The organism is Natrinema versiforme JCM 10478 (genome assembly GCF_000337195.1).
Taxonomy (GTDB): domain Archaea; phylum Halobacteriota; class Halobacteria; order Halobacteriales; family Natrialbaceae; genus Natrinema; species Natrinema versiforme.
On record NZ_AOID01000013.1, the window covers coordinates 55,010 to 76,073 of the forward strand.

A 21,064-nucleotide genomic window follows, 5' to 3' on the forward strand; every position below is an offset into this window, starting at 1 on the left:
GCCGACAGTCGATATGCGGAGCGCGGAGTGTGATACCAAATGAGCGACAGTCAGGAGTTCGAGAAGGAGTACGCCGATTTAGGCGCGACGACACAGAACGCGATGGACATCGCGGAGACGAGCATGGACATCGTCCGCCAGTTCGTGCCCGACGAGACGCTGGCCGACCGCGTCCGACAGAAATCGGTCCACTCGATGGGCGATATCGAGTTCCAGCACCTGATCGAGTTTACCGGCAGCGACGACCTCGGCGACGACGAGGACGCACCCGTTCGCGCGGGGGTTCGAGCCGTCCTCGACGAGGCGACCATCGTTACGGACATCACGATGTCCAAAGCGGGGATCACCGGCCGCGGCCACAACTGCGAGAAGCGCAAGGCAATCGGAAACGGTGCCGAACTGGCCGAGGAGACGGGGATGACCCGGACCGCGGCCTCCGTGCTTGAACTCGACAAGCAAGGCGTCTACGACGGCGCGATCGCGACGATCGGCAACGCGCCGACGGCCGCCTTCGCGCTGGCGGACTGCATCGAGGACGGCACCCGACCGGCCGCTATCGTCGCGACGCCGGTCGGCTTCGTCAAGGCCGAGGAGAGCCGCCAGCGGATCCGCGAGGTGAGCGAGGAGTACGACGTACCCGCGATCACGAACGTCGGTCGGCGCGGCGGGAGTGGCCTCGCAGCGGCGCTGACCAACGAACTAATCCACGTCGCGAAGGATGTGCGAACCGACGAGATCGACCTCGAGCTCGACGCCGAGACGCGGGCTGCGGACGGCCGGAACCGATGAGCGGCGAGTACGACCTCGAGTCGGGCCCGGACCCGGCGACGTTCGCCGCGGGAGCGGCGGAGCCCGATAGTGACGAGCGCGCTGTCGACCCCGTCTACGCCGTCGGCGTCGGACCGGGCAACCAAGAGTATCTGACTCCGCGGGGTCGGCGGGCGATCCGGGAGGCCGATGTCGTCGTCGGCTTCACCACCGTCGTGGAGTTCGTCGCGGACCTGACCGACGCGGACCTGCTGACCTGCGGCTACAAGGACGAGGCCGAAGCGCTCGAGACGTTCGGCGAGCGCGTCGCGGCCGGCGAATCGGGAACCGCCGTCGCGATGGGCGACCCGAACCACTCGGGGTACCAGTTCGTCGGAAAGGTGCAGGATACAGTGGAACGCCACGATTCCGAAATTCCGGTCCGCGTGATCCCCGGCATCTCCTCGATCCAACTGGCCGCGAGCCGCGCCCGGACGCCGATGGAGGACACGGAGTTCGTCACCCTCCACAAGAGCGGCGACCTCGAGCCCGACATGGACCGACTCGCGAGCGCAGTGACGGACGACGACCGGCACCTGCTCGCGCTCCCGCGGCCCTACGACCGGATGCCCGGTGATATCGCGCAGTTCCTGCTCGAGGAGGGCGCTGATCCGGATCTCGAGGCGCTGGTCCTCGAGAAGTTAACCCACGACGACGAGCAAATTCATCGGTTTACGCTGGCCGAGTTGTCCGAGCACGCTGGTGGAACCGGATCGGACGACACGCCGTTCTCGGATCTGGTCGTACTCGCGGTTCGGCAACCGGTTCCGTAGCCGAACGGTAGAACGGATCGGTCGCGGGTATCGCAGGCGATCTCTCCGTCGTCGTCTCCGTTCGATCTCGCTACCGTCTCACTCCGGAACGTCGCCGGCGACGACGTACTGCTCGTAGTTCGGCTCTTCGCCCCAGAGTACCGACTCCATCAGCGGCTCGTATTCGACCCGCTCGAGCCCGTGTTCTTCGAGTACGTCGACCAACGCTTCGGGCGGGCGTCCGTCGTACAGCGGCAACTCGTCGTGGATCTCTTCATAGCCGTCGAACGGTTCCTCGAAGTCCCAGTGGCCCTCGATCAGGACGATCCGGCCGCCCGGACGGACGACCCGTTGCCACTCCCGAAGCGCCGCCGACGGGTTCGGCAGCGTCCAGACGAGGTGCCGAGCGGTCAGCATGTCGTACGCGTTCTCGGGATCCGAGATCGATTCCGCGTCCCCGTTTCGGAACTCGATCGACCGGTCGCGCTCGCGGGCTTTCGCTCGAGCGCGCTCGAGCATGTCCGTCGAGAGGTCGACGCCGGAGACGTCGTGACCGAGTTCGGCCAGCAACAGCGAGATGACGCCCGTTCCACAGCCGACGTCGAGAACCCGCTGGGGTGAGTCACCGTCACCGAACCAGTCCCGGAGAATCGACAGCCAGGCGTCGCGCTGCTCGTCGCCATGTACGGCGTGGTGGCTGTCTCCGTCGTACGATTCCGCGCGGTCGTTCCAGTACTGCTGGACGCGCTCTTTGACGGCCTCGTCGTCTCGATTCGTCACGGCTGTCTCCCCCTCCGGCCTGCGGATCGGTGTAAACCGACGCGACGGTCTTCGAATGCCATTGTTCGCTGTGATTGTTGGGTGAACAAAATAACTGTTTCGCGAACGGGGAGCGGATTCTGCGCGGGCCCGTGAACGCCTTGTCTGTGATCGGCGGCCACCGAGCAGTCAGGTGACGGGCGACCCTCGGCTCGGTCACTCGTCTTGCTCGTACTCCCGCAGGACCGTCGAGACGGTGTTCTCGACCTCTTCGAGCGCGACGGAGTGGGTCTTCCGCAGGTCCTCGTCGTCCTGTGTCTCCCCTAAGTGTCTGAGCGCCTCGCGGAGGTGCCGTTCGGTGTCGGAGCCTGTGTCTTCAGTCATCGTTCGAGCGGCGAATCGTACACGACTCCAGCGGGTAAGTTCGTCGGTGGTCCGACCCGCGAACGGACATCACTCGAGCGCGTCTCGAACCGCCGCCCGCCGTTCGGCGAAGGTCGCGTCGTCCAGCACGGGCGCGGCTGCATCGGGGTCGACAGCCACCTCGTCGGTCAGTTCGATCCACGCACGGCAGCCCCGGTAGCTCCCGCGCTCCTCGATGAGTCGCGGCGACTCGAGTTCGCTCACTCGGAGCAACAGCACCCGCAGGTCGTCCTCGAGATCGTATTTGTCGCGCAGGCCGTCGGGCGTGTAGACGTAGTGGCGGGCGAGGGGAGCGAGATCGTCGCTCGAGACGGCGTACTCCGCGCGGACCTCGGCGACGGCGCGGATCGGCACGCCCGCATCCGGTTTGGCGCTCGCTCGATGATAATAGCCCTCGTATTTCGACTGATAGCGAGCCGGCTCCTGATGGGTGTAGGCCGGATAGAGCGCGAACTGCTCGTCGATCGTCCCCGGATCGAGGGTCGGGTGGCGAACGAGCACCGTCTGTGCACCGTCGATGAGAGCGTTGACGACGCCGGCGCGTTCTTTCAGCGCCGGGATCGCAGTCGTCGCGGATTCGTGGTCGCTCATATCCCGAGCCAATGCGGAGCGGTTTGAATTGTATTTCGACTGCTCGGTCGCCGACTCCGACTTCGGCTCGAGCCGGGTCAATCCGATTCGGGAGTCACCGTCGCGAGCGGTACCGAGGCCACCGACGGATTCAAGTCGAGTTGTACTAACCCAACTATAATGAACGTCGTGCGATCTGTGGATATCGCAGCCAAACGAGTCGGGAAGACGGGAGATCGCGTTCCAGAGGGGCACCAATGAAGGGGTTCGTCCTCGGCGGCGTCAGCTCCGGCGTTGGGAAAACGGTCGCGACGCTGTCGATCATTCGGGCGCTCGAGGACGCCGGCCACGCGGTCCAGCCCGCCAAAGCGGGACCGGACTTCATCGACCCGAGCCACCACGAGGCGATCGCGGGCCGCCCCTCCCGCACGCTCGATCTCTGGCTCTGCGGCGAGGACGGCCTCCGGCGGAACTACCGCCGCGGCGAGGGCGATATCTGCGTCGTCGAGGGCGTCATGGGACTGTACGACGGCGACGGCTCGAGCACCGCCATGGTCGCCGAAGCGCTCGACCTGCCGGTCGTCCTCGTGGTCGACGCCAAGGCCGGCATGGAGAGCGTCGCGGCGACCGCGCTCGGCTTCCGGGAGTACGCCGACACCATTGGTCGGGATATCGAGGTCGCCGGCGTCGTCGCCCAGCGCGCCCACGGCGGCCGTCACGAGCAGGGCATCCGCGACGCCCTACCCGACGACCTCGCGTACTTCGGTCGGATTCCGCCGAACGACGACCTCGAGATTCCGGACCGACATCTGGGACTCGAAATGGGCGAGGAGGCCGCGCTGCCGACCACAGCGTTGCGGGAGGCCGCCGAGTCGCTCGAGGCCGAGCAACTGGCCGCCGTCGCGAGCGAGCCGCCGGCCGCCGAGTCGCCAGCACCGAGCGCCGCAAACTCGGAGCCAGTCGACGCGACGATCGCCGTCGCCAGCGACGCCGCGTTCTGCTTCCGGTATCCCGCGACCATCGAGCGATTTCGGGAGCGCGCCGCGGTCGTCACGTTCTCGCCCGTCGCGGGCGACCCCGTCCCGGACGCTGACGCGGTCTATCTCCCTGGTGGCTATCCCGAACTCCATGCTCCCGAACTCGAGTCGGCCGGCACCCTTGCCGAACTCGGCGATCTGGCCAGCGATGGACTGCCAGTGCTCGGCGAGTGCGGCGGGCTGATGGCCATGAGTCAGTCGCTGACCACTGCGGAGGGGGAGCGCCACGAGATGGCCGGGGTCCTCCCCGCGGACGTGACCATGCACGACCGCTATCAGGCGCTCGACCACGTCGAACTCGAGGCCGTCGAGGGGACGCTGACCGCCGACGCCGGCGGGACGATCCGAGGCCACGAGTTCCACTACTCGAGCGCCGATGTCGACGGCGATGCCCGCTTTGCTTTCGAGACGGTGCGGGGCGACGGGATCGACGGTGATCACGATGGTCTGACAGAGTACGAGTCGCTCGGCACGTACGTCCACGTTCATCCCGAGAGCGGGGCGTTCGATCGGTTCCTCGAGGCCGTCGGGACGAGCGAGATATAACAGTCTTCGCGTCTTTCACGAAATCTGAAACACAGTCAAATAATTAACACGAATGGGCGCGTAGGGCGAGTATGGCCGAAACCGTCCAGCGCCTTGAGCCCCTGTCGCGTCGCCCACTGACCGACCGAACCTGTCTCGTAACGGGATCGTCTCGCGGGATCGGTCGCGAGATCGCGTTCGAACTCGCTCGCTGCGGTGCCGACGTGGCGGTCAACTACCGCTCGTCCGAAGACCTGGCACACGAGGTGACCGAGACCATCGAGGAAAACGGCGAGACGGCGGTTCCCGTCCAGGCCGACGTGTCGGACCCGGCGGCCGTCGAGCGGATGGCCGCGGCAGTCCGCGAGGAACTCGGCGAAATCGACGTCCTCGTCAATAACGCGGGGATCACCGTCGACCGTACCTTCGAGGACATGACCTACGAGGACTGGCGGACGGTCATCGACGTCAACCTGAACGGGACGTTCAACTGCACGAAGGCGTTCTACGAGGACATCAAAACATCCGAGCACGGCCGGCTGATCAACATCTCGAGCGTGGTCGGCCAACAGGGCAACTACGGGCAGGCCAACTACGCGACCTCGAAGGGCGGGCTCTTCGCCTTTACGCGGACGCTGGCGCTCGAACTCGCCAGCCACGGCTCGACGGCCAACTGCGTCGCGCCGGGCTTTACCGAGACGGACATGCTCGAGAAGGTCCCCGAGCGCGTGCAGGACAAAATCCGCGAGGACATCCCGCTGGATCGGTTCGCCGAACCCGAAGACATCGTCGGCATGGTCCGATTCCTCGCCGGCGATCAGGCCGAGTACATGACCGGGCAGGTGCTGGGTATCAACGGCGGCATGGAGTGGTGACGGCCCGCAGCCGACGATCTGCGACAGCGTTTTCAGTCTGAGCGACCAGTCCGCTCTCGTTCAACAACTCCCGTTGTCCTACTCCAACTCCACCTGGGCAATCGCAGTTGTTCTACCCCAAACAAAATTGTTTTAGGGACGGGCTCTGTCCCAACGGATGATGCCACCCATCGCGCTTCCACACGACGCGAAGGCCGGACCGACGAAATCGGAGGTCCGCGCTGTCGTCGGCTCGAAGCTCGCACTCGAGCCCGACGACCACTTCGCGGAGGTCGGCTCCTGTACGGGGGCCATCACTATCGAAGCCGCACAGCGAGCCGGGCGGGTGACCGCTCTCGAGCGGAAATCCGAGCGACTCGAGACGACCGAGAAGAACCTCGACGCGAACGAAGACGCCGTGCGAGCGGACGTCGAACTCCGCAACGCGGAAGCGCCCGAGGGGCTGCCCGACGACGCCGACGCGCTGTTTCTGGGCGGGAGCCGGAACTTCGAAGCAGTACTCGACCACGCCGTCGAGACCGAGATCGACCGCGTGGTGATGAACGTCTCGCGACTCGAGGTCGCGGGCGAAGCGACGGAGGCCTTCCGCGAGCGGGACCTGCTCGAGGAGGTCGTCCAGTTCCAGGTGAGCCACGGCTACGAACTCGCCGGGGCGACGAGCTTTAACTCGGACAACCCGGTCTACATGCTGGTCGGGAGCGCGACGCCGGACGACGAGGACGGAAACGGCGGGAAGACGGTTGCAGCCGACGGTAGCGGGGACAGTCGACAATGACGCTCTACGGCGTCGGACTCGGCCCCGGCGAGGCAGACCTCGTGACGGTTCGCGGGCAGGAAGTCCTCGAGAACGCGGACGTGGTCTACTCGCCGGGCCGCCTGTCCAGAACCGTCGCGTTGAACCACGTGGACGAGTCGAAGATCGGGGACCTTGACTTCCCGATGACCAAAGACGAGGCAAAGCTGCGAGCGGCCTGGAAGGAGGCCGCCGCGGAGATCGCCCCGAACGCCCGCGACGGCGACGTCGCCTTCGTGACGCTGGGCGATCCGAACGTCTACTCGACCTTTGGACACTTGCGCCGGACGATCGACGCCTTCCATTCCGATGTCGACCTCGAGATAGTCCCCGGTGTGAGCGCCGTGACCGCGTTCGCGACCGCAATGGGGGTCGAGATCGAGGCCGGTGCCGGGCTCTCCCTGCGGGAGGCCGCCTCGGGCCACAGCCCCACGGGTCCGGATCGAATGATCCTGTTCAAGGTCACCGACGCGCCGGCGACCCACGAGGGGCTCGTCGCGGCCGGCTACGACGTGACCTACGGCCGCCGGCTGTTCATGGAACAGGGCGAGACCCTCGTCACCGACGACCCCCGCGAGATCGACGAACGGGACTACTACACGCTCGCCTACGCCGAGAAGGCGGACCTCGAGGTCGAGCAGGCAACGGCCGCCTTCGGGACCGACGAGTCCGGATCGGAGGAGGCGACGACTGCGGACACGGCGGAGGCCATCGATGACTGACGAGACACCCAACGACCCACAGGACGCGATCGACTCTCAGGGCGAGCGCCGCCGCGAGGAACTCGACGACCGGATCTTCGAGCACAGCGCCGGCGACGAACAGGAAGGGATTCCCTTCGTCGGTGCCGGCCCCGGCAACCCGCGACTGCTGACCGTCGCCGGGAAGGAACTGCTCGAGGCGGCCGACCTCGTGGTCCACGCGGGCTCGCTGGTCAACAGCGAACTGTTGGACGAGTACTGCGGCCACGCCAAGCTCGTGAATTCGGTGGGCAAGGACCTCGAGGAACTGATTCCGCTGATGCGGGACGCCTACGAGGACGGCGACAACGTCGTGCGACTCCACAGCGGCGATCCCGCCATCTACGGCGCAGCACTCGAGCAGATGGACGCGCTGGAACACGAGGGCGTGCCGACCCACTTCGTGCCGGGCGTCACGTCGGCCTTCGCGGCCAGCGCGACGTTGCGGACCCAACTGACGCTCAACGAGGTCTCGAATCACGTCGCGTTCACCCGGCCGCAGGGCAAGACGCTCACGCCGGAGGAGGACCACATCTCCGACTTCGTCGAGATGGGCGACGTGACGACCTGCATCTATCTCGGGACCCACGCCGTCCGGGATACGATGGACCGGCTGCTCGAGGACGACCACGACCCCGAGACCCCGGTCGCGGTAATCTACCACGCCTCGTGGCCGGACGAGGACGTGATCATCGGTTCGATCGGCGATATTGCTGATAAAGTGGAGGAAGCAGGGTACCGGGCCTCGGCGCTGGTCGTCATCGGCGACGCGGTGACCGGCGCGGGCTACGAGCGTTCCTTCCTCTACGGTGATTGGGCCAATCGGGGCCCCGACTCGAGCGACGCGAACGAATCGGAAACGCAAGCAGGAGACGATTAATCATGAGTACAGACAACGCTGACAACGCGAACGACGATTCTGGATCGGACTCCGGCGGCGGCCACTGTTCGACGGCGGACTCGGACGGCGAAGTCGCCGAGGAAATCGCGATCATCTCCTTCGGCCGGAAGATGGACACCGCCGAGGAGATCAAAGCCGAGATCGGCGATCGCTACGAGGCGATCGACATCATCGAGTACCACGGCGACGTCTTCGAGGAACATTGGGGCGAGTACGACTGCTTCATCGGCCTCATGGCCTCGGGGATCGCGATGCGGAAGACGGCCCACCTGTTAGACGACAAGTGGGACGACCCCGCGATCTGTGTGGTCGACGAGGAACTCACCTGGGCCATCCCGATCACTGGCGGCCACCACGGCGCGAATCAGGTCGCCCAGGACCTGGCGACGATGGGTGCCGTCCCGGCGATGACTACCGCAAGCGAGGCCGCCGGCAAGCAGGGCGTCGAGTCCCGCGCGAAGGCGATGGACACTCACGTCGTCAACGGCGACTCGACGGTGAAGACGAACCTCGCCGTACTGGACGACAACCTCGGTCCAGTCGAGCGACTCGAGGGCCCGAAAGCCGTCCTCGTCGGCGATGACGTGACGGTACTCAAGCGCAACAAAAACGACGGGATCGTGCTGGGCACCGGCAGCGTCTCCGGCGCGAGCAAGGAGGCCTTCCTCGCAGCGTGGGAGGAAGCCCTCGAGCAGACCGACTACGACTTCGACGATGTGGAGTTCGTCGGCACCGCGACGCGGAAGGAAGACGAGGAGGGGCTGCTCGAGGCCGCGCGGGAACTCGATCTGGGCGTCGTCGCCTTCGACAAGGAGACGCTGCTCGAGCACGAGGGGCCCACGCCCTCGAAGTCGAAGGAACTGATCGGCTGGCCCGGCGTCTCCGAGGCGAGCGCGATCGCCGGCGGGGCCGAACAGGAACTGATCTTAGAGAAGATCAGCTACGAGAACGAGGTCACGGTGGCGATCGGACGATGAGTTCTGACGCCGAATCGACCGACGCCGCGGCCGGCGGGACCCCCGACGAGCACGGTACCCTCTACGTTGTCGGCATCGGCCCCGGCCTGCCCGACCACATGACCAAGCGGGCCAAGGAGGTCATCGAGTCCGCCGACGTCGTCATCGCCTCGAGCCTCTATCAGGAGTTCCTGCGCGACGACGGCACGATCCCCGCCGAAGAGCGGACGGACGAGGACGGGGTCGCGACTCGAGAGGACGGCTTCGAGCAGGAGATCGTCCGCTCGACGATGGGTCGCCAGATCGAACTCGCCCGCGCGGCGTTCGACTACGTCCGCGAGGGGAAAGACGTCGCCCACGTCTCCGGCGGCGATCCCTCGGTCTACGGCAAGTCCGACCTCATCTTCAAGATGGCCGAGGAGGAGGACGCGACGGACGTGCCGATCGAGATCGTCCCTGGCCTCACTGCGGCGCTCGGCGGGTCGGCCAACGTCGGCGCGCCGCTGTGCAACGACTTCTGTACGGTCTCGCTGTCGGACAAGTGGCGCGGCTGGGACGAGATCGAGGAGAAACTGCGCGCCGCGGCGATATCGGACTTCGTGATTGTCCTCTACAACTGCTGGCGCAACTACGAGAAGGCCGTCGAGATCGTCCGCGAGGAGCGGACCGACGACGCCTACGTAGCGATCGTCAACGACGCCGGCCGCGAAGATGCCGGCCGAAACGGCGAGAGCAAGTTTATCACCACTCTTGGCGAGGCCGCCGACCACGACGACAAGGTCTCCGGGATGGGCACCTCGCTGATCATCGGCAACCACGAGACCGAGACCTGGCGCAACGACGACCGAACGTACCTCGTCACCCCGCGCGGCGGGCGTGACGTCGACGACTTCTGAAACACTACCATACCCATGAGCACGGACACTAACGCGGACGCCGACGACGAATCGACTTCCAAATGCGGAGCCTCGAGCACGGAGAGCAACAGCGAGGCCAGCACCGATAGCTCGAGTTCGAAATGCGGCGCGTCGAGCACGGACGACTCGAGCGGTTCGACGTGCGGGGCCTCCTCGAGTTCCAGTTCCTCGTCTTCGTCCTCGAGTAGCTGTGGGGCCTCGAGTTCGGACGACGGCGGCTCGAACGAGAAGGAGGTCGGCTCGACGGTCGACGACTTCGACGCCGAGCCGGGCCAGCTGAGCGCCGTCGGCCTCGGTCCCGGTCATCCGGAGGGGATGACCGACCGCGCGAAGACCGCGCTGCTCGAGGCCGACCATATCGTCGGCTACACGACCTACATCGACCTCATTCCGGACGAGATTACGGAGGAGGCCGACGAGCTGTACGACACGCCGATGTGCGGCGAAGTGTCGCGTACGGAGGAGGCCATCGACCGCGCGCTTGCCGGCAACGACGTCGCCATCGTCGGCAGCGGCGACCCCAACGTCTACGCGCTCGGCGGGCTCGCGCTCGAGATCCTCGAGTCCAAGGGTGCGACGGCGTCGATGGTCGATTTCGAGGCCGTGCCGGGCGTGCCGGCGGCCCAGTCCTGTGCGGCCCGGCTCGGCGCGCCGCTGGTCAATGACACCGTCTCGATCTCGCTGTCGGACCACCTCGTCCCGATGCCCGAGATCGAGTCCCGGCTTCACTCCGCCGCCAAGGAGAGCTTCACGATCACGATCTACAACCCGTGGAGCCGCAAGCGCCGGGAGAACTTCGAGAAGGCCTGCGAGATTCTGCTGGCCCACCGCGACGCGGACACGCCGGTCGGCATCGTCCACGGTGCCGGCCGCGAGGACGAGCAGGTGATGATCACCGAACTCGGCGAACTCGAGGATCTCGGCGAGAGAGAGATCATCGACATGACGACGACGATCGTCGTCGGGAACGAGGACACCTACGTCTGGGACGACCGGATGGTCACCCCGCGGGGCTACGAGACGAAGTACGACTACTGAGCGGAATTCGAACAACATCCACAATGCCACGATACGAAGTTACCATCGAGAAAGACGCCTGCGACGGCATCTTCGCCTGTCTGACCCGCGACCCGCGCTTTGTCGAGGGCGAGGACGGCCTCGCGACCGTCGACCCCGGTGCGGACCCGGTCTACGACTGCGAGGGCGAGGTCACCGACAACGCCGAGCGCGTCGTCGCGACGTTCGACGACGACCGCATCGATGAGGCCCAGCAGGCCGCGGCGGCCTGTCCCACGGACGCGATCATCGTCGAAGAGGTGGGCGAATGAGCGATGCGGACTCGGCGACCGAAATCGAAGTACCGGCTGATCCGCTCGCGGGCCACGCCGCCACGGCGTACTTCTGGGGCCACGTCGCCGGGAGCGGCGACGTTTCCGACGACGGCATCGAGGTCGTCGCCAACGACGAGGCCTCCGCGCAGGTGCTCGCAGCGGTCGCAGGCGGCGACCTCGAGCACGAGACGACGACTCGAGACTACGCCCACGACACCTCGATCACGCGCACGGAAGACGAGTACACGCTGACGATCGACGGCGACGAGTCGGGCCTTCTGGGCCGCAGCGGCGCGCTCGGCCTCCCCGTCGACGGCCGCGGGAACTACCGCTTCGGCGCGTTCTCGGAGTACGACCGCGAACTGCTTCGGGGCCTGCTCGAGGGCTGTGGCACCGTCTGTTTCAAGTCCTCGAGTGGCACCGTCGGCATCTCGTTCGTCCACGACGACGAAGACCTGCTCGCGTTCGCACAGGAGCTGATCGACGAGTGTCCGGTCGAGGCCCCCTATGACGACCTCTCCGAAACCTCGTCGGGCGGCTACTGGTTCGGCGTCGACGACGACGCCGCGCCCGATTTCGGCACGTGGCTCTACGAGAACTGCGAGGAAACCGGGCTGTTCGCCCCAAGTCGCCGGCGCAAACTCGAGCGGAGCCTCGAGCAGGCGACGGCGTACGACGACGAGTAACTACCCGACCACCACTCACGACACCGATGAGTACACCTGACCAGACCACGCCCGCATCGACAGCCGGGTTCGACGACGAGGCCGTCCTCCTGATCGGCCACGGCTCCCGGCGCGAGAAGTCCAACGAACAGGTCCGCGAACTGGCCGCGTCCCTCGAGTCCCAACTGGGGATTCCGGTCGACGCCGCGTTCCTCGAACTCGCGGAGCCGGCGATCGACGAGGCCTTCGCGCAACTCGCGCCGGTCACGTCGCAGGTAACCGTCGTTCACTGCTCGCTCTTTGCTGCGAGCCACGTCAAAAACGACGTGCCGCTGGCGATCGAGCAGGCCCGCGCCGAACACGACCTCGAGATCAACAACGGGTCGCATCTCGGGGTTCATCCCGCAATCTTGGATCTACTGGACGACCGCGCCGCTGCCGTCGAAGCGGAACTCGGCGTCGATCGGACGGAAGACGACGTGGCCGTCGTCGTCTGCGGCCGCGGCTCGAGCGATCCGGACGCCAATGGCGACGTCCACAAGCTGGCCCGGCTGCTCTACGAGGGCCGCGAATTCGATCGCGTCGAGGCCTCCTTTATCGGTGTGACGGAGCCGACGCTCGAAGAGAGCCTGCACGGGCTCTCGAAGCACCGGCCCGACGCGGTCGTCGTCCTGCCGTACATGCTCGGCGACGGCGTGTTGACCCAGCGGGTCCGAGACTGGACCGCCGAGTTCGACGAGGACTACCCCTACGTCGACGCGCTGGCCGGCGACCCGCTCGGCACGGACTCCCGGTTGCTGGATGTCTTTGCCGACCGCTGGCAGGAAGCCCGCACCGACAGCGTGGAGATGTCCTGTGACACCTGTAAGTACAAGGTCGACCTCGAGGGCTACGAGGAGGACGTCGGCGGGGCACGAGCCATGCTGCGGGCGCTGGCCCATCAGGAGGCCCACGCCGACCGCGACGATATCGATGACGAACCCCACAGCCACGACGCGCCCGAAAAGCACGTCGCGGTCTGTACCAACCAGACATGCGCGAAGATGGGCTCGCCGGCGGTCCTCGAGCGACTCCGGCAGGAAGTTCGGGACTCCGACCACTGCGACGCCCGCATCACCCGCTCTTCGTGTCTGGGTCGCTGCGGCGACGGGCCGATGGTCGCGGTCTACCCCGACGGGGTCTGGTACGGCGGCGTCGAGGACGACGACGCCGAACGGATCGTGGGCGACCACCTCGACCGGGACCGCATCGTCAGTGACCTCGTCGATCAAACGTTATGATCGAAACAAACTTCTTCCAGTATGGTAAATAAATGACCAGATATAGGAGGAATGAAGCTCGAAATGCCTCCGACAGTGGCGTATGCGATTTTCGTCGTGTTCGGTGGGTTAGTCGTGGTCCCGGACCCGACGATGGCACTCTCTATCCCGGTTTCGGGTATCGGCCTCGTCGCCGTCGGCTACGCTCGGATCGACGGATCGCTGCCGGAGTTAGGGTGGGGAATCGCTGCGCTGTACGCGTTCGGAATCGCCGCATCGATCGGTATCTGGGCCGTCCGGAGCCGACTCGCGGAGTCCGGACTGTACGGGGCCGCCGTCTTGGCCGTTGCGACCCTCTCCATCGCCGCTCTACTCGGTCCCTATCTGATCGCTCGAGGCCGCGAGAACGTCCGCGGAGTCACTTTCACATCCCGAAACCGATAGCGGACACGGCCTCGACGGTGTCGGCGTCCGTCCACGACAGCGCCACACCAGTATCGATCGACGAAAAACGAAGCACACGGAAGACACACCTATGAGCTGCTACGAAATCGAAGCACTACGACTCGGACTGATGAACGTCCTCGGCGTCGGGGACGACAGCGCCCGCGATCACGCGGAGAAGGAACTCGAGGGCCACCTCGAGGGGCCCATTCAGGGGCTCGCGGAGGCCAATAGCCTCGCCGAAGTCGAGCGCCATCTCGACGCGGCGCTGGTCGATTTGGAGGAGGAGGTGGCGTCGATGGACAGCGACGACCCCGAGTACGACTACACGCGGGGACGGCTGCTGGCGGTCCGTGACGCCGAGCGAGCCGTGCAACGACTGAGCGCGCAGGGCGAGCACATCGTCGGCGGACTCGGCGACGCCCACGACACGCTCCACGAGACCTTCCCCGTCGAGGAGTGACGATGGCCGGAACTGCCGATACTGAACGCGACCGGCCCCGCGAGTTCCGCTCGGTCCCGCTCGGCGAGATCGAGACGGCCCGCAGCCGGCACATGTGGACCCGATCCGCGGTCGGGTTCGCCGACTCCGGCGACCTCGTCGTCACCGGTGAGTGGGACGGGACCGTCACCGCCCGCGAGAGCGATTCGCTCGAGACCCGGTGGACGGTCGATCATCCGGACCACGCGGTCGGGATCGCATCGCTCGCGGGCGATGGAGCCGAGGACGGCGAGACGATCGTCGTCGCTGGCCGCGGCGAAACGGGGACGATCGCGGCCTACGACCCCGAGACGGGAGCACAGCGCTGGCGGTACGACACCGTCGACGACCTCGGCGAGGCGGTCAAAGACACCGTCTTCTACCTGCCCTACATCGTGGCGCTCGAGTCGGGGACCGACGCCGACGGCGACGAGCGCCTCTACGCCGCCGCCCGGCGCTACGAACGTGACGGCGAACGGCGGCAGTGGTACAGCACGGTCTACGCCTTCGACGCCGACGGTTCGGTCCGCTGGACCTACGAGACCGACGCCTCGCCGATCGCGCTCGACCTCGACGCCGACGGCGAGCGCCTCGCGGTCGGCTACAACCGCTGTATGGGCGACCACGACACCGGGCTCGTCGTTCTCGACACGGCGACGGGCGACCTCGAGTGGACGTGGGACCCCGGCACCGAGGGCGACCGCCGCGTCGGCGATGTCTCATTCGACGGCGATTCGATCGCGGTCTCGAGCCACGGCGACAAGCGCGGCTACCTGCTCGGGCCCGGCGGTGCCGAGCACTGGCGCGTCGACCTCGCGACGGAGACCGAAATCGACGGCGAGACGTTGTACGCCTACCCGAACCACGCGTACGCGAGCGATGGCCGCGTGGCGTTCGTGACCGGCAACACCTACGCGGTCGAGAGCCGGGAGACCGACTCCCGGCACCCGAACGAACACCGAGTGGCCGCCTTCGACGCCGACGGCGATCTCCTCTGGGACGACGAGGTCCGCGGCTTCGTCCACGGTCTCGCCGCAGACGGCAAGCAGTTGGTCGCACCTTGCGCCCAGAACTTCCGCGTTCGCGACCCCGACACGCACGCCGTCCGCTGGTTCGACCTCGAGTCCGGCGACGGCGGCTGCGAGCGCGTCGACGGCATCGCGACGGCGGCCGCCGTCGCGAACGGGACTGTCGCGGCCGTCGAGGAGCCCGTCGAGTACCACGACGAGGGCGAGACCCGCGGCGAGTACGCGCTCCGGGTCGGCTCGCTCGAGTAGCGACGGCCATCGGTTCGACCGGTTTTTCGCGGCAACTCTCTTCGCCCATACCTGCCGGAGAGTCGCATACGCAAGGCCAACCACCACAACGCCCACTGCCGTCTCTTCGTCCGTATAATGACCAAGGATTTCGCACATGACGGCCGTGCGGACCGTTCGGATCCCGCGAGGGCCGAGCGCTCCTCGAGCCGTCCCGACGAGACCGATCGGGAGGCGGGACCGCCGTCCCGGGTGATGACTGATGGCGGGCAAGCGGAGATGGAAGAGGCGGACGAGGATACTGAGGTCGAAGACACGCCCGAGGGTGGCGAGGCGGACGCGGCTGAAGAAGAGGCCGCGGACGAATCGCAGGAAGCCGAGGAAGAAGCCGAAGCGGAAGTCGAGGAAGAGGACCAAGAGGCCGAAGAGGAGGCTGAAGAAGAAGCGGAGGAAGAGGGTCAAGAGGCCGAAGAGGGGGCTGAAGAAGAGGCGGAGGAAGAAGATCAGGAGGCCGAAGAGGTGGCTGAAGAAGAAGCTGAGGAAGAGCCCCAAGAAGTCGAGGAAGAGGCCGAGGAGGAAGCCGAAAACGAATCGCCAGAACCCGACGCGGGAGTCGAAGAATCGGAGGTCGGCGAAGACGAGGACGAACGCGAGGACACCGGGGACCTCGTCGACGACGACCGCGAGGAAGGCCACGCCGAGGATGCCGAAGCCGTCTACGAAGGCGAAGACGCCTCCGGCGTCCTCCACCTCGATCTCGACGGCCTCTTTCTCGACGTGCTCGGCCTCGAGGTGAATCTGAACCCGGTCCAGCTCGATGTCTCGGCGCGGCCGGGCGAGAACAATCTGCTCGGAAATCTGCTGTCCGCGGTGACGGGGCTGCTCGACGGCCCCGGTGCCATGCTGGACAAGGTAAAGTCGCTCCTGAGCAAGCCGGTGGAACTGCTCAAGCAACTCCCTGGGAAGGCCAAAGAGGCTCTCAGAGGCCTGCTCGAGCGGCCGAAGGAGTTCCTCAGCGGGCTGCTGAGCAAGCCGAAGGAACTGCTCAGTAAACTCCTCGGCATCGGCGGCGAGGCAGGAGACGAGGAGACGGAAAGCGAGGAGGGCGAGGAAGGCGAGTCGGGCGGGATGCTCTCGTCCGCTGCCGGCTGGCTGAAGGGAATTCTCACCAAGCCCGTGGAGTGGCTCCGCGGACTCTTCGGTGGGGGTGCCGAGGACGGCGCGGAAGACGAAGGCGAGGAGGCAGCAGACGAGGCGGACTCCGCGGAGCCGGCGGACGAGGAACCCGCGGAGGAAGGCGAAGAAGAAGCGGAAGAGGAATCCCCGGGTCCCCTCGCCAGAGCGAGCGACTGGGTGAAAGAGAAGCTGTCCGGACTCGTCCCGAGCCTTCCGGTCGAGGAGTTCGTTGCGATGGTCGTCAGCGAAGTGATCGAACAGGTGGTCGAACAACTCGAGCCCGATAGCGACGAGGAATCGTCCGGCGGACAGTCCGACGCGGCGTCACAGGCGGAGGCCTCATCATGAGCGACGAATCACTGACACAGCGGATTGACACGGAGAAGATCACGGAAAACATCGACGTCGATCAACTGGTCGAGGGGACCCAGTGGGAAGAGGAGATCGACGAGGACATGCCCCTCGGTGCGGCGCTGGGCGGCCAGATCGGCGCGCTCGTCGGGCGGAAGGTCGGCGCGTCACTCGGTCGGACGATCGGCGATATGGTCGTCGAGGAACTGCTCAGTAGCGACGAAACCGAGTCGGAGGGCGAGGACGAAGAAAGCGAAGAGGGAGCCGAAGACGAAGGCGAAGAGACGGCGGAGGAAGAACCGGCGGAGTCCGAGGACGAAGACGAGGACGAGGAATCGGCGGACGAGGAAAGCCCCGAACCCGATGAATCCGAAGACGACGAAACCGAGGACGGCGACGCGGAAGCGGAGGCCGAAGACGAGAGCGGCGAGCAGAGCGACGCCGAATCGGGCGAGGAAGAGGCGTCCGATCAGGACGACGCCACCGAGGAGACGGAAGACGAGGAAGAGATGGAAGCGGAAGCCGAGGAGGAGTAAGCCTGTGATACGGAATCGCGACACCACCGAATCGGATCACACGCGAGGTGATCGCCGTGAGTGACGGCTCGGGACTGAAGAGCATGGTCGCCGAGGAGGTCAGCAATCAGGTCGACGTGGCCGATATGCTCGGCGAGGGCAGCATCGAGGACAGTATCGACGGAAGCGAGATCGGGGCCGCGGTCGGCCGCCAGTTCGGCGAGCAACTCGGCCGCGAACTGGGGACCGCGATCGGCCGCGAGATCCACGAGACGATCGATGAGGGCATCGAGGAAGGGAAGGATATCGGCGATCTGCGGTCCGAGCTCCCGACGGCGATTCGAGACGCGATTCGCGACTCGATCTCGGAGATGGAGGGCCGCGAGTCCCTCGAGTCGATGGCCAAGGGCGTCACCGACGGCAGCAGCGTCGACGGACTGCTCGAGGGGATCGGCAGCGGCGAGAGCGACGACGCCGAGGACGAATCGGCTGACGAAGCGGACTCGGAACCGGCGGACGAAGCCGAGGAGCCGGCTGAGTCCGAGGACGAGGAATCCGCGGACGAGGCGGACGACGAGGACGGCGGTGACGATCAGGTCGCCGAAGAGGCGGAGGACGAAAGCGATGAAAGCGATGAACCGGACAGCGAAGCGTCCGAAGACGCTGACGAGGATGCCGAGGCGGCCGATGAAGGCGAGGATGAGCCGTCCGTGGAAGACCTTGAGGACCTCCGGAAGGACACACTCGAGGACTTCCTCGGGGTCATGTCCTACAGCGATCTGCAGTCGGTCGCGAAGGACGTCGGCGTAAAGGCGAACCTGAGCCGGGAGGAGATGACCGACGAGATCATCGGGACGGTGACCGACGAGGAGTCGGACTCGAACTCGGAGTCCGAAGCGGAGGCCGAAGCCGAGTAGTCGACTGACACGGATTCGATCTCGCTTCGGAGCCGGAAAGACACGCGAGCGGACACCACGCGGCACTCTCGGAGAAACCAATGAGCGAATCGCAACTACACGACCGGGTGCACGAGATACTGACCGAGGCCGACGCGTCCAGCGGGTCGATCGTTTCCGGGGGCGACGCGGACGGCGACGACGAGTCGGCCGAGACGGACCTGTTCGAGGCCGCCGCGGACGCAAGCGACCTCCTCGAGTCGGCAGCGCCCGACGACCTGCTCGCGGCGGTCGGGCTGGACACCCTCGCGGACGGGACCGAACCGGACTCGATCCCGGAGGCGATCGCCCGCGGCGAACAGGAGAACCTCAAGGATCTCCAGCGGTTGCTCCACCTCTCGAAACTCGCCGATCGGGCGGACGACGGGGGCCTCGAGACGGCCGTCGACGACCTCCGGGCGACGATCGGCGAGCGGGCCGAGGCCGCCGGTGACGACGAGGAGGGAGACGCCAGCATCAACGAACCGGCGAGTAGCGAGGGCGAGGCGGACGAATCGGTGGGCGACGACGCGGACACGGCTGAGAGCGACGAATCGGACGAGTCGGAGACCACCGGTGACACCGGGGACCGTCTCCGGTCGGCAATGAGCGATTCGTTCGCCGACTTCGGCGACGAAGTCTCCGAACTCAAAGAGCGACTCGAGTCGGCGAGTGCGGGGGCCGCCGACGAATCCACTGTCGATGCGGACGATGCCGACGAACCGGCCGCCGATGCCGAGGACGCGGACGACGCCGCGGCCGAGGAGGCGGAGACGGACGCGGAGGACGATGATGGCCTCCTCGGATCCGGACTCGGAAGCGACGGAAACCGCGGGTCGGCGTCCGGCGGCCCGAGCCGGCACTCGACGATGGCACCGCCGCCGTCGAAGCGAGCGGACATGCGCGGGACGACGCGGCACTCGACGATACCGGACAAACACACGTAGGAGACCGGATCGGCCCACTCGAGGCGGAACGAGACGGGCCATGCGTGCTCGCGCTGAAGCCTTATTCGCCTCGCCGTCGACGAGCGGGTGTGACAACCCACATCAGCGAGACGCAGGTCCAGCACTGGCTCGACGACACGGCGATCCGGAACGTGACCACCCATACCGACGAGGACACCGAATTCAATTTTCAGGTCGAACTCTCGCACCTGCCGGTCCACGTGATCAAGGAAGCCGAGTTCGGCCCGGTTCGAATCGTCGGCCGCAGCGGGTTCGATACCGAGAAAACCAGGAATCTGCTCCGCGACGATCAGCAACGCGCCGAGTTGCTCCGGTACGTCGGACCGATGCTGGCGGCGACGCCAGGGTTCTACACGTTCCTCGACGAGGAGGGGATCTCCTGTCAGTTGCGCGAAGCGGAGACGGTGCAGGTCGAGTACCGCGTCTATCCGGACGGCGCATCCCAGCAGACGCTAATGGACGGGATCATGTCGATCGCGACGAGCATGCGGTACGTCCAGAACGTCGTCGCGGCGGTCGCACAGTCCGAGTGATTCGTCGACGGTCGGAGCCGTTCCGGTCGGCATTGCGTAATCGGAAACAGTTACTATTTCCTCGCTAGCACCGCCTCGAGCGGGAGTCGTAACCGTTGACGGCTATTCGGAGCGGTACGTTTATGGGATTGTCTTCCGTCGTTGTTTCCTATATGGAATATCGACGTCGGGAGGTCCTCGGGGCGAGCGCGGCGGGGATCGCGACGGCCGTTGCCGGCTGCATTGGATCGGGAGAGGACGACGGTGAGGGCTCGATCGCCGGCGAGGAACTCGCACTCGCGACGACGACGAGTACGGAAGCCACGGGGTTGCTCACCGAGATCAACGAGGCGTTCAGGGAGCGATACGGCGTGCGCGTCGCCGCCAACGCGGAGGGTACGGGTGCCTCGATCCGCTCCGCTCGCGACGGTAACGCGGATGTGATTCTGGTCCATGCGCGCTCGCGCGAAGACGAGTTCATGCAGGAGGGGTACGGGGTCAACCGGCGCGACCTGATGTTCAACGATTTCGTCGTCGTCGGCCCGAGCGACGACCCGGCCGGCATCAGCGATGTCGAGGGCGCGGCGGCCGCCTTCGACGCGATCGCGAGCGACGAGGCGACGTTCGTCTCCCGCGGGGACGAGTCCGGAACACATACGAAGGAACTCGTGATCTGGAACGAGGCCGGCGTCGAACCCGGCGGGGAGTGGTACCAGAGCCTCGGCTCGGGGATGGGGGAGACGTTGACCAATGCGAACGAGTCTGGGGCCTACACGCTCGCCGATCGGGGTACCTACCTCTCGCGGGACGACCTCGACCTCGAGATCCTGGTGGAAGGGCCGATCGAGGACGGCCCGGAGCTGCTCGCGAACCCGTACGGGATCATGGCGGTCAACCCCGAGATCCACCCGAACGTCAACTATCAGCTGGCGATGTCGTACATCGGGTTTTTCACGAGCCCCGAGGGCCAGAAGATTATCGAGGAGTTCACCGCGAACGGCGAACAGCTGTTCTATCCCGAGGCGCTGTCGGAGGATCCGGACTTCCAGCAGTACGTCCCCGAAGGGTGGCAACCGGACTCGTCGGACGACTGATCGTGAGCGGCTTCTCTCTCCA

The 21,064-nt window shown here is 66.2% G+C and carries 25 protein-coding genes; 22 read left to right on the forward strand and 3 right to left on the reverse strand.

Translation table 11 applies throughout. The annotated features are described in order from the left end of the window. Window positions 1-39: 39 nt before the first annotated feature. The gene (locus tag C489_RS03390; RefSeq protein ID WP_006429737.1) at window positions 40-789 is read left to right on the forward strand and encodes a precorrin-8X methylmutase; all 750 of its coding nucleotides are present in this window, start codon (window positions 40-42) and stop codon (window positions 787-789) included. Then, window positions 786-1,580, forward strand: coding sequence for a cobalt-precorrin-7 (C(5))-methyltransferase (locus C489_RS03395; protein ID WP_006429738.1), 795 nt, complete (start codon window positions 786-788; stop codon window positions 1,578-1,580). The genes C489_RS03390 and C489_RS03395 overlap by 4 nt, the downstream gene beginning before the upstream one ends. 78 nt (window positions 1,581-1,658) lie before the next feature. On the opposite strand, the gene C489_RS03400 is transcribed toward C489_RS03395, so the two are convergent. The 3 genes from C489_RS03400 to C489_RS03405 all read right to left on the reverse strand — a co-directional run bounded on the left by C489_RS03400 (window position 1,659) and on the right by C489_RS03405 (window position 3,332). Further along, entirely contained in the window at window positions 1,659-2,339 is a 681-nt protein-coding gene (locus C489_RS03400) for a class I SAM-dependent methyltransferase (RefSeq protein WP_006429739.1), read from the reverse strand. 195 nt (window positions 2,340-2,534) lie between these two features. Then, window positions 2,535-2,702, reverse strand: a complete 168-nt coding sequence (locus C489_RS22065) for a hypothetical protein (RefSeq protein WP_006429740.1) — start codon at window positions 2,700-2,702, stop codon at window positions 2,535-2,537. Between the two features lie 69 nt (window positions 2,703-2,771). Beyond that, on the reverse strand, window positions 2,772-3,332 hold the full coding sequence (locus C489_RS03405) for a DUF1802 family protein (RefSeq protein ID WP_006429741.1): 561 nt from the start codon (window positions 3,330-3,332) through the stop codon (window positions 2,772-2,774). A 236-nt stretch (window positions 3,333-3,568) separates the two neighbouring features. Here C489_RS03405 and C489_RS03410 point away from each other — a divergent pair, with 236 nt between their 5' ends. From C489_RS03410 to C489_RS03505, 20 genes are all read left to right on the forward strand, one after another. Further along, window positions 3,569-4,894, forward strand: a complete 1,326-nt coding sequence (locus C489_RS03410) for a cobyrinic acid a,c-diamide synthase (RefSeq protein WP_006429742.1) — start codon at window positions 3,569-3,571, stop codon at window positions 4,892-4,894. 71 nt (window positions 4,895-4,965) lie between these two features. Further along, window positions 4,966-5,748, forward strand: coding sequence for a 3-oxoacyl-ACP reductase family protein (locus C489_RS03415; RefSeq protein WP_006429743.1), 783 nt, complete (start codon window positions 4,966-4,968; stop codon window positions 5,746-5,748). Window positions 5,749-5,908: 160 nt separating this feature from the next. Further along, window positions 5,909-6,523, forward strand: coding sequence for a precorrin-6Y C5,15-methyltransferase (decarboxylating) subunit CbiT (gene cbiT / locus C489_RS03420; RefSeq protein WP_049890544.1), 615 nt, complete (start codon window positions 5,909-5,911; stop codon window positions 6,521-6,523). Beyond that, window positions 6,520-7,263 (forward strand): cobalt-factor II C(20)-methyltransferase, encoded by a 744-nt coding sequence (locus C489_RS03425; RefSeq protein ID WP_006429745.1) that lies wholly within the window; start codon window positions 6,520-6,522, stop codon window positions 7,261-7,263. Before cbiT ends, C489_RS03425 begins: the two co-directional genes overlap by 4 nt. Beyond that, on the forward strand, window positions 7,256-8,161 hold the full coding sequence (locus C489_RS03430) for a cobalt-precorrin-4/precorrin-4 C(11)-methyltransferase (protein WP_006429746.1): 906 nt from the start codon (window positions 7,256-7,258) through the stop codon (window positions 8,159-8,161). Before C489_RS03425 ends, C489_RS03430 begins: the two co-directional genes overlap by 8 nt. A 2-nt stretch (window positions 8,162-8,163) precedes the next feature. Beyond that, window positions 8,164-9,159, forward strand: a complete 996-nt coding sequence (gene cbiG / locus C489_RS03435) for a cobalt-precorrin 5A hydrolase (protein WP_006429747.1) — start codon at window positions 8,164-8,166, stop codon at window positions 9,157-9,159. Further along, window positions 9,156-10,034: a precorrin-3B C(17)-methyltransferase gene (locus tag C489_RS03440; protein ID WP_006429748.1), complete on the forward strand. Its 879-nt coding sequence runs from the start codon at window positions 9,156-9,158 to the stop codon at window positions 10,032-10,034. Before cbiG ends, C489_RS03440 begins: the two co-directional genes overlap by 4 nt. Before the next feature lie 15 nt (window positions 10,035-10,049). Continuing rightward, complete coding sequence (cobJ, locus tag C489_RS03445) at window positions 10,050-11,093, forward strand: precorrin-3B C(17)-methyltransferase (protein ID WP_006429749.1); 1,044 nt, start codon at window positions 10,050-10,052, stop codon at window positions 11,091-11,093. A gap of 23 nt (window positions 11,094-11,116) precedes the next feature. Next, window positions 11,117-11,383, forward strand: a complete 267-nt coding sequence (locus C489_RS03450; protein ID WP_006429750.1) for a ferredoxin — start codon at window positions 11,117-11,119, stop codon at window positions 11,381-11,383. Next, window positions 11,380-12,072 carry a hypothetical protein gene (locus C489_RS03455; RefSeq protein WP_006429751.1) on the forward strand — a complete coding sequence of 231 codons (693 nt, stop codon included), beginning with the start codon at window positions 11,380-11,382 and terminating at the stop codon, window positions 12,070-12,072. Before C489_RS03450 ends, C489_RS03455 begins: the two co-directional genes overlap by 4 nt. A gap of 26 nt (window positions 12,073-12,098) precedes the next feature. Further along, window positions 12,099-13,331: a CbiX/SirB N-terminal domain-containing protein gene (locus C489_RS03460; RefSeq protein WP_006429752.1), complete on the forward strand. Its 1,233-nt coding sequence runs from the start codon at window positions 12,099-12,101 to the stop codon at window positions 13,329-13,331. Between the two features lie 63 nt (window positions 13,332-13,394). Beyond that, entirely contained in the window at window positions 13,395-13,754 is a 360-nt protein-coding gene (locus C489_RS03465) for a hypothetical protein (RefSeq protein WP_152423093.1), read from the forward strand. 91 nt (window positions 13,755-13,845) lie between these two features. Continuing rightward, complete coding sequence (locus tag C489_RS03470; RefSeq protein ID WP_006429754.1) at window positions 13,846-14,217, forward strand: DUF3209 family protein; 372 nt, start codon at window positions 13,846-13,848, stop codon at window positions 14,215-14,217. A gap of 2 nt (window positions 14,218-14,219) precedes the next feature. Beyond that, entirely contained in the window at window positions 14,220-15,512 is a 1,293-nt protein-coding gene (locus tag C489_RS03475) for an outer membrane protein assembly factor BamB family protein (protein ID WP_049890547.1), read from the forward strand. 117 nt (window positions 15,513-15,629) lie between these two features. Further along, on the forward strand, window positions 15,630-17,015 hold the full coding sequence (locus C489_RS03480) for a hypothetical protein (protein ID WP_006429756.1): 1,386 nt from the start codon (window positions 15,630-15,632) through the stop codon (window positions 17,013-17,015). Then, window positions 17,012-17,554: a hypothetical protein gene (locus tag C489_RS03485; protein ID WP_006429757.1), complete on the forward strand. Its 543-nt coding sequence runs from the start codon at window positions 17,012-17,014 to the stop codon at window positions 17,552-17,554. Before C489_RS03480 ends, C489_RS03485 begins: the two co-directional genes overlap by 4 nt. A 47-nt stretch (window positions 17,555-17,601) precedes the next feature. Continuing rightward, entirely contained in the window at window positions 17,602-18,450 is an 849-nt protein-coding gene (locus tag C489_RS03490; protein WP_006429758.1) for a hypothetical protein, read from the forward strand. Between the two features lie 80 nt (window positions 18,451-18,530). After that, a complete protein-coding gene (locus C489_RS03495) occupies window positions 18,531-19,415 on the forward strand; it encodes a hypothetical protein (RefSeq protein ID WP_006429759.1) in 885 nt (294 codons plus the stop codon). A gap of 89 nt (window positions 19,416-19,504) precedes the next feature. Continuing rightward, the gene (locus C489_RS03500) at window positions 19,505-19,969 is read left to right on the forward strand and encodes a hypothetical protein (RefSeq protein WP_006429760.1); all 465 of its coding nucleotides are present in this window, start codon (window positions 19,505-19,507) and stop codon (window positions 19,967-19,969) included. A 152-nt stretch (window positions 19,970-20,121) separates the two neighbouring features. Then, complete coding sequence (locus C489_RS03505) at window positions 20,122-21,042, forward strand: substrate-binding domain-containing protein (protein ID WP_006429761.1); 921 nt, start codon at window positions 20,122-20,124, stop codon at window positions 21,040-21,042. Window positions 21,043-21,064 lie beyond the last annotated feature (22 nt).

What these genes read in the sequence shown, in the direction of transcription:
- C489_RS03390 (WP_006429737.1), top strand. Translation starts at nt 40, where the DNA reads ATGAGCGACAGTCAGGAGTTCGAGAAGGAGTACGCCGATTTAGGCGCG.
- C489_RS03395 (WP_006429738.1), top strand. Translation starts at nt 786, where the DNA reads ATGAGCGGCGAGTACGACCTCGAGTCGGGCCCGGACCCGGCGACGTTC.
- C489_RS22065 (WP_006429740.1), bottom strand. Translation starts at nt 2,702, where the DNA reads ATGACTGAAGACACAGGCTCCGACACCGAACGGCACCTCCGCGAGGCG.
- C489_RS03405 (WP_006429741.1), bottom strand. Translation starts at nt 3,332, where the DNA reads ATGAGCGACCACGAATCCGCGACGACTGCGATCCCGGCGCTGAAAGAA.
- C489_RS03410 (WP_006429742.1), top strand. Translation starts at nt 3,569, where the DNA reads ATGAAGGGGTTCGTCCTCGGCGGCGTCAGCTCCGGCGTTGGGAAAACG.
- C489_RS03415 (WP_006429743.1), top strand. Translation starts at nt 4,966, where the DNA reads ATGGCCGAAACCGTCCAGCGCCTTGAGCCCCTGTCGCGTCGCCCACTG.
- cbiT (WP_049890544.1), top strand. Translation starts at nt 5,909, where the DNA reads ATGCCACCCATCGCGCTTCCACACGACGCGAAGGCCGGACCGACGAAA.
- C489_RS03425 (WP_006429745.1), top strand. Translation starts at nt 6,520, where the DNA reads ATGACGCTCTACGGCGTCGGACTCGGCCCCGGCGAGGCAGACCTCGTG.
- C489_RS03430 (WP_006429746.1), top strand. Translation starts at nt 7,256, where the DNA reads ATGACTGACGAGACACCCAACGACCCACAGGACGCGATCGACTCTCAG.
- cbiG (WP_006429747.1), top strand. Translation starts at nt 8,164, where the DNA reads ATGAGTACAGACAACGCTGACAACGCGAACGACGATTCTGGATCGGAC.
- C489_RS03440 (WP_006429748.1), top strand. Translation starts at nt 9,156, where the DNA reads ATGAGTTCTGACGCCGAATCGACCGACGCCGCGGCCGGCGGGACCCCC.
- cobJ (WP_006429749.1), top strand. Translation starts at nt 10,050, where the DNA reads ATGAGCACGGACACTAACGCGGACGCCGACGACGAATCGACTTCCAAA.
- C489_RS03450 (WP_006429750.1), top strand. Translation starts at nt 11,117, where the DNA reads ATGCCACGATACGAAGTTACCATCGAGAAAGACGCCTGCGACGGCATC.
- C489_RS03455 (WP_006429751.1), top strand. Translation starts at nt 11,380, where the DNA reads ATGAGCGATGCGGACTCGGCGACCGAAATCGAAGTACCGGCTGATCCG.
- C489_RS03460 (WP_006429752.1), top strand. Translation starts at nt 12,099, where the DNA reads ATGAGTACACCTGACCAGACCACGCCCGCATCGACAGCCGGGTTCGAC.
- C489_RS03465 (WP_152423093.1), top strand. Translation starts at nt 13,395, where the DNA reads ATGCCTCCGACAGTGGCGTATGCGATTTTCGTCGTGTTCGGTGGGTTA.
- C489_RS03470 (WP_006429754.1), top strand. Translation starts at nt 13,846, where the DNA reads ATGAGCTGCTACGAAATCGAAGCACTACGACTCGGACTGATGAACGTC.
- C489_RS03475 (WP_049890547.1), top strand. Translation starts at nt 14,220, where the DNA reads ATGGCCGGAACTGCCGATACTGAACGCGACCGGCCCCGCGAGTTCCGC.
- C489_RS03480 (WP_006429756.1), top strand. Translation starts at nt 15,630, where the DNA reads ATGACCAAGGATTTCGCACATGACGGCCGTGCGGACCGTTCGGATCCC.
- C489_RS03485 (WP_006429757.1), top strand. Translation starts at nt 17,012, where the DNA reads ATGAGCGACGAATCACTGACACAGCGGATTGACACGGAGAAGATCACG.
- C489_RS03495 (WP_006429759.1), top strand. Translation starts at nt 18,531, where the DNA reads ATGAGCGAATCGCAACTACACGACCGGGTGCACGAGATACTGACCGAG.
- C489_RS03505 (WP_006429761.1), top strand. Translation starts at nt 20,122, where the DNA reads ATGGAATATCGACGTCGGGAGGTCCTCGGGGCGAGCGCGGCGGGGATC.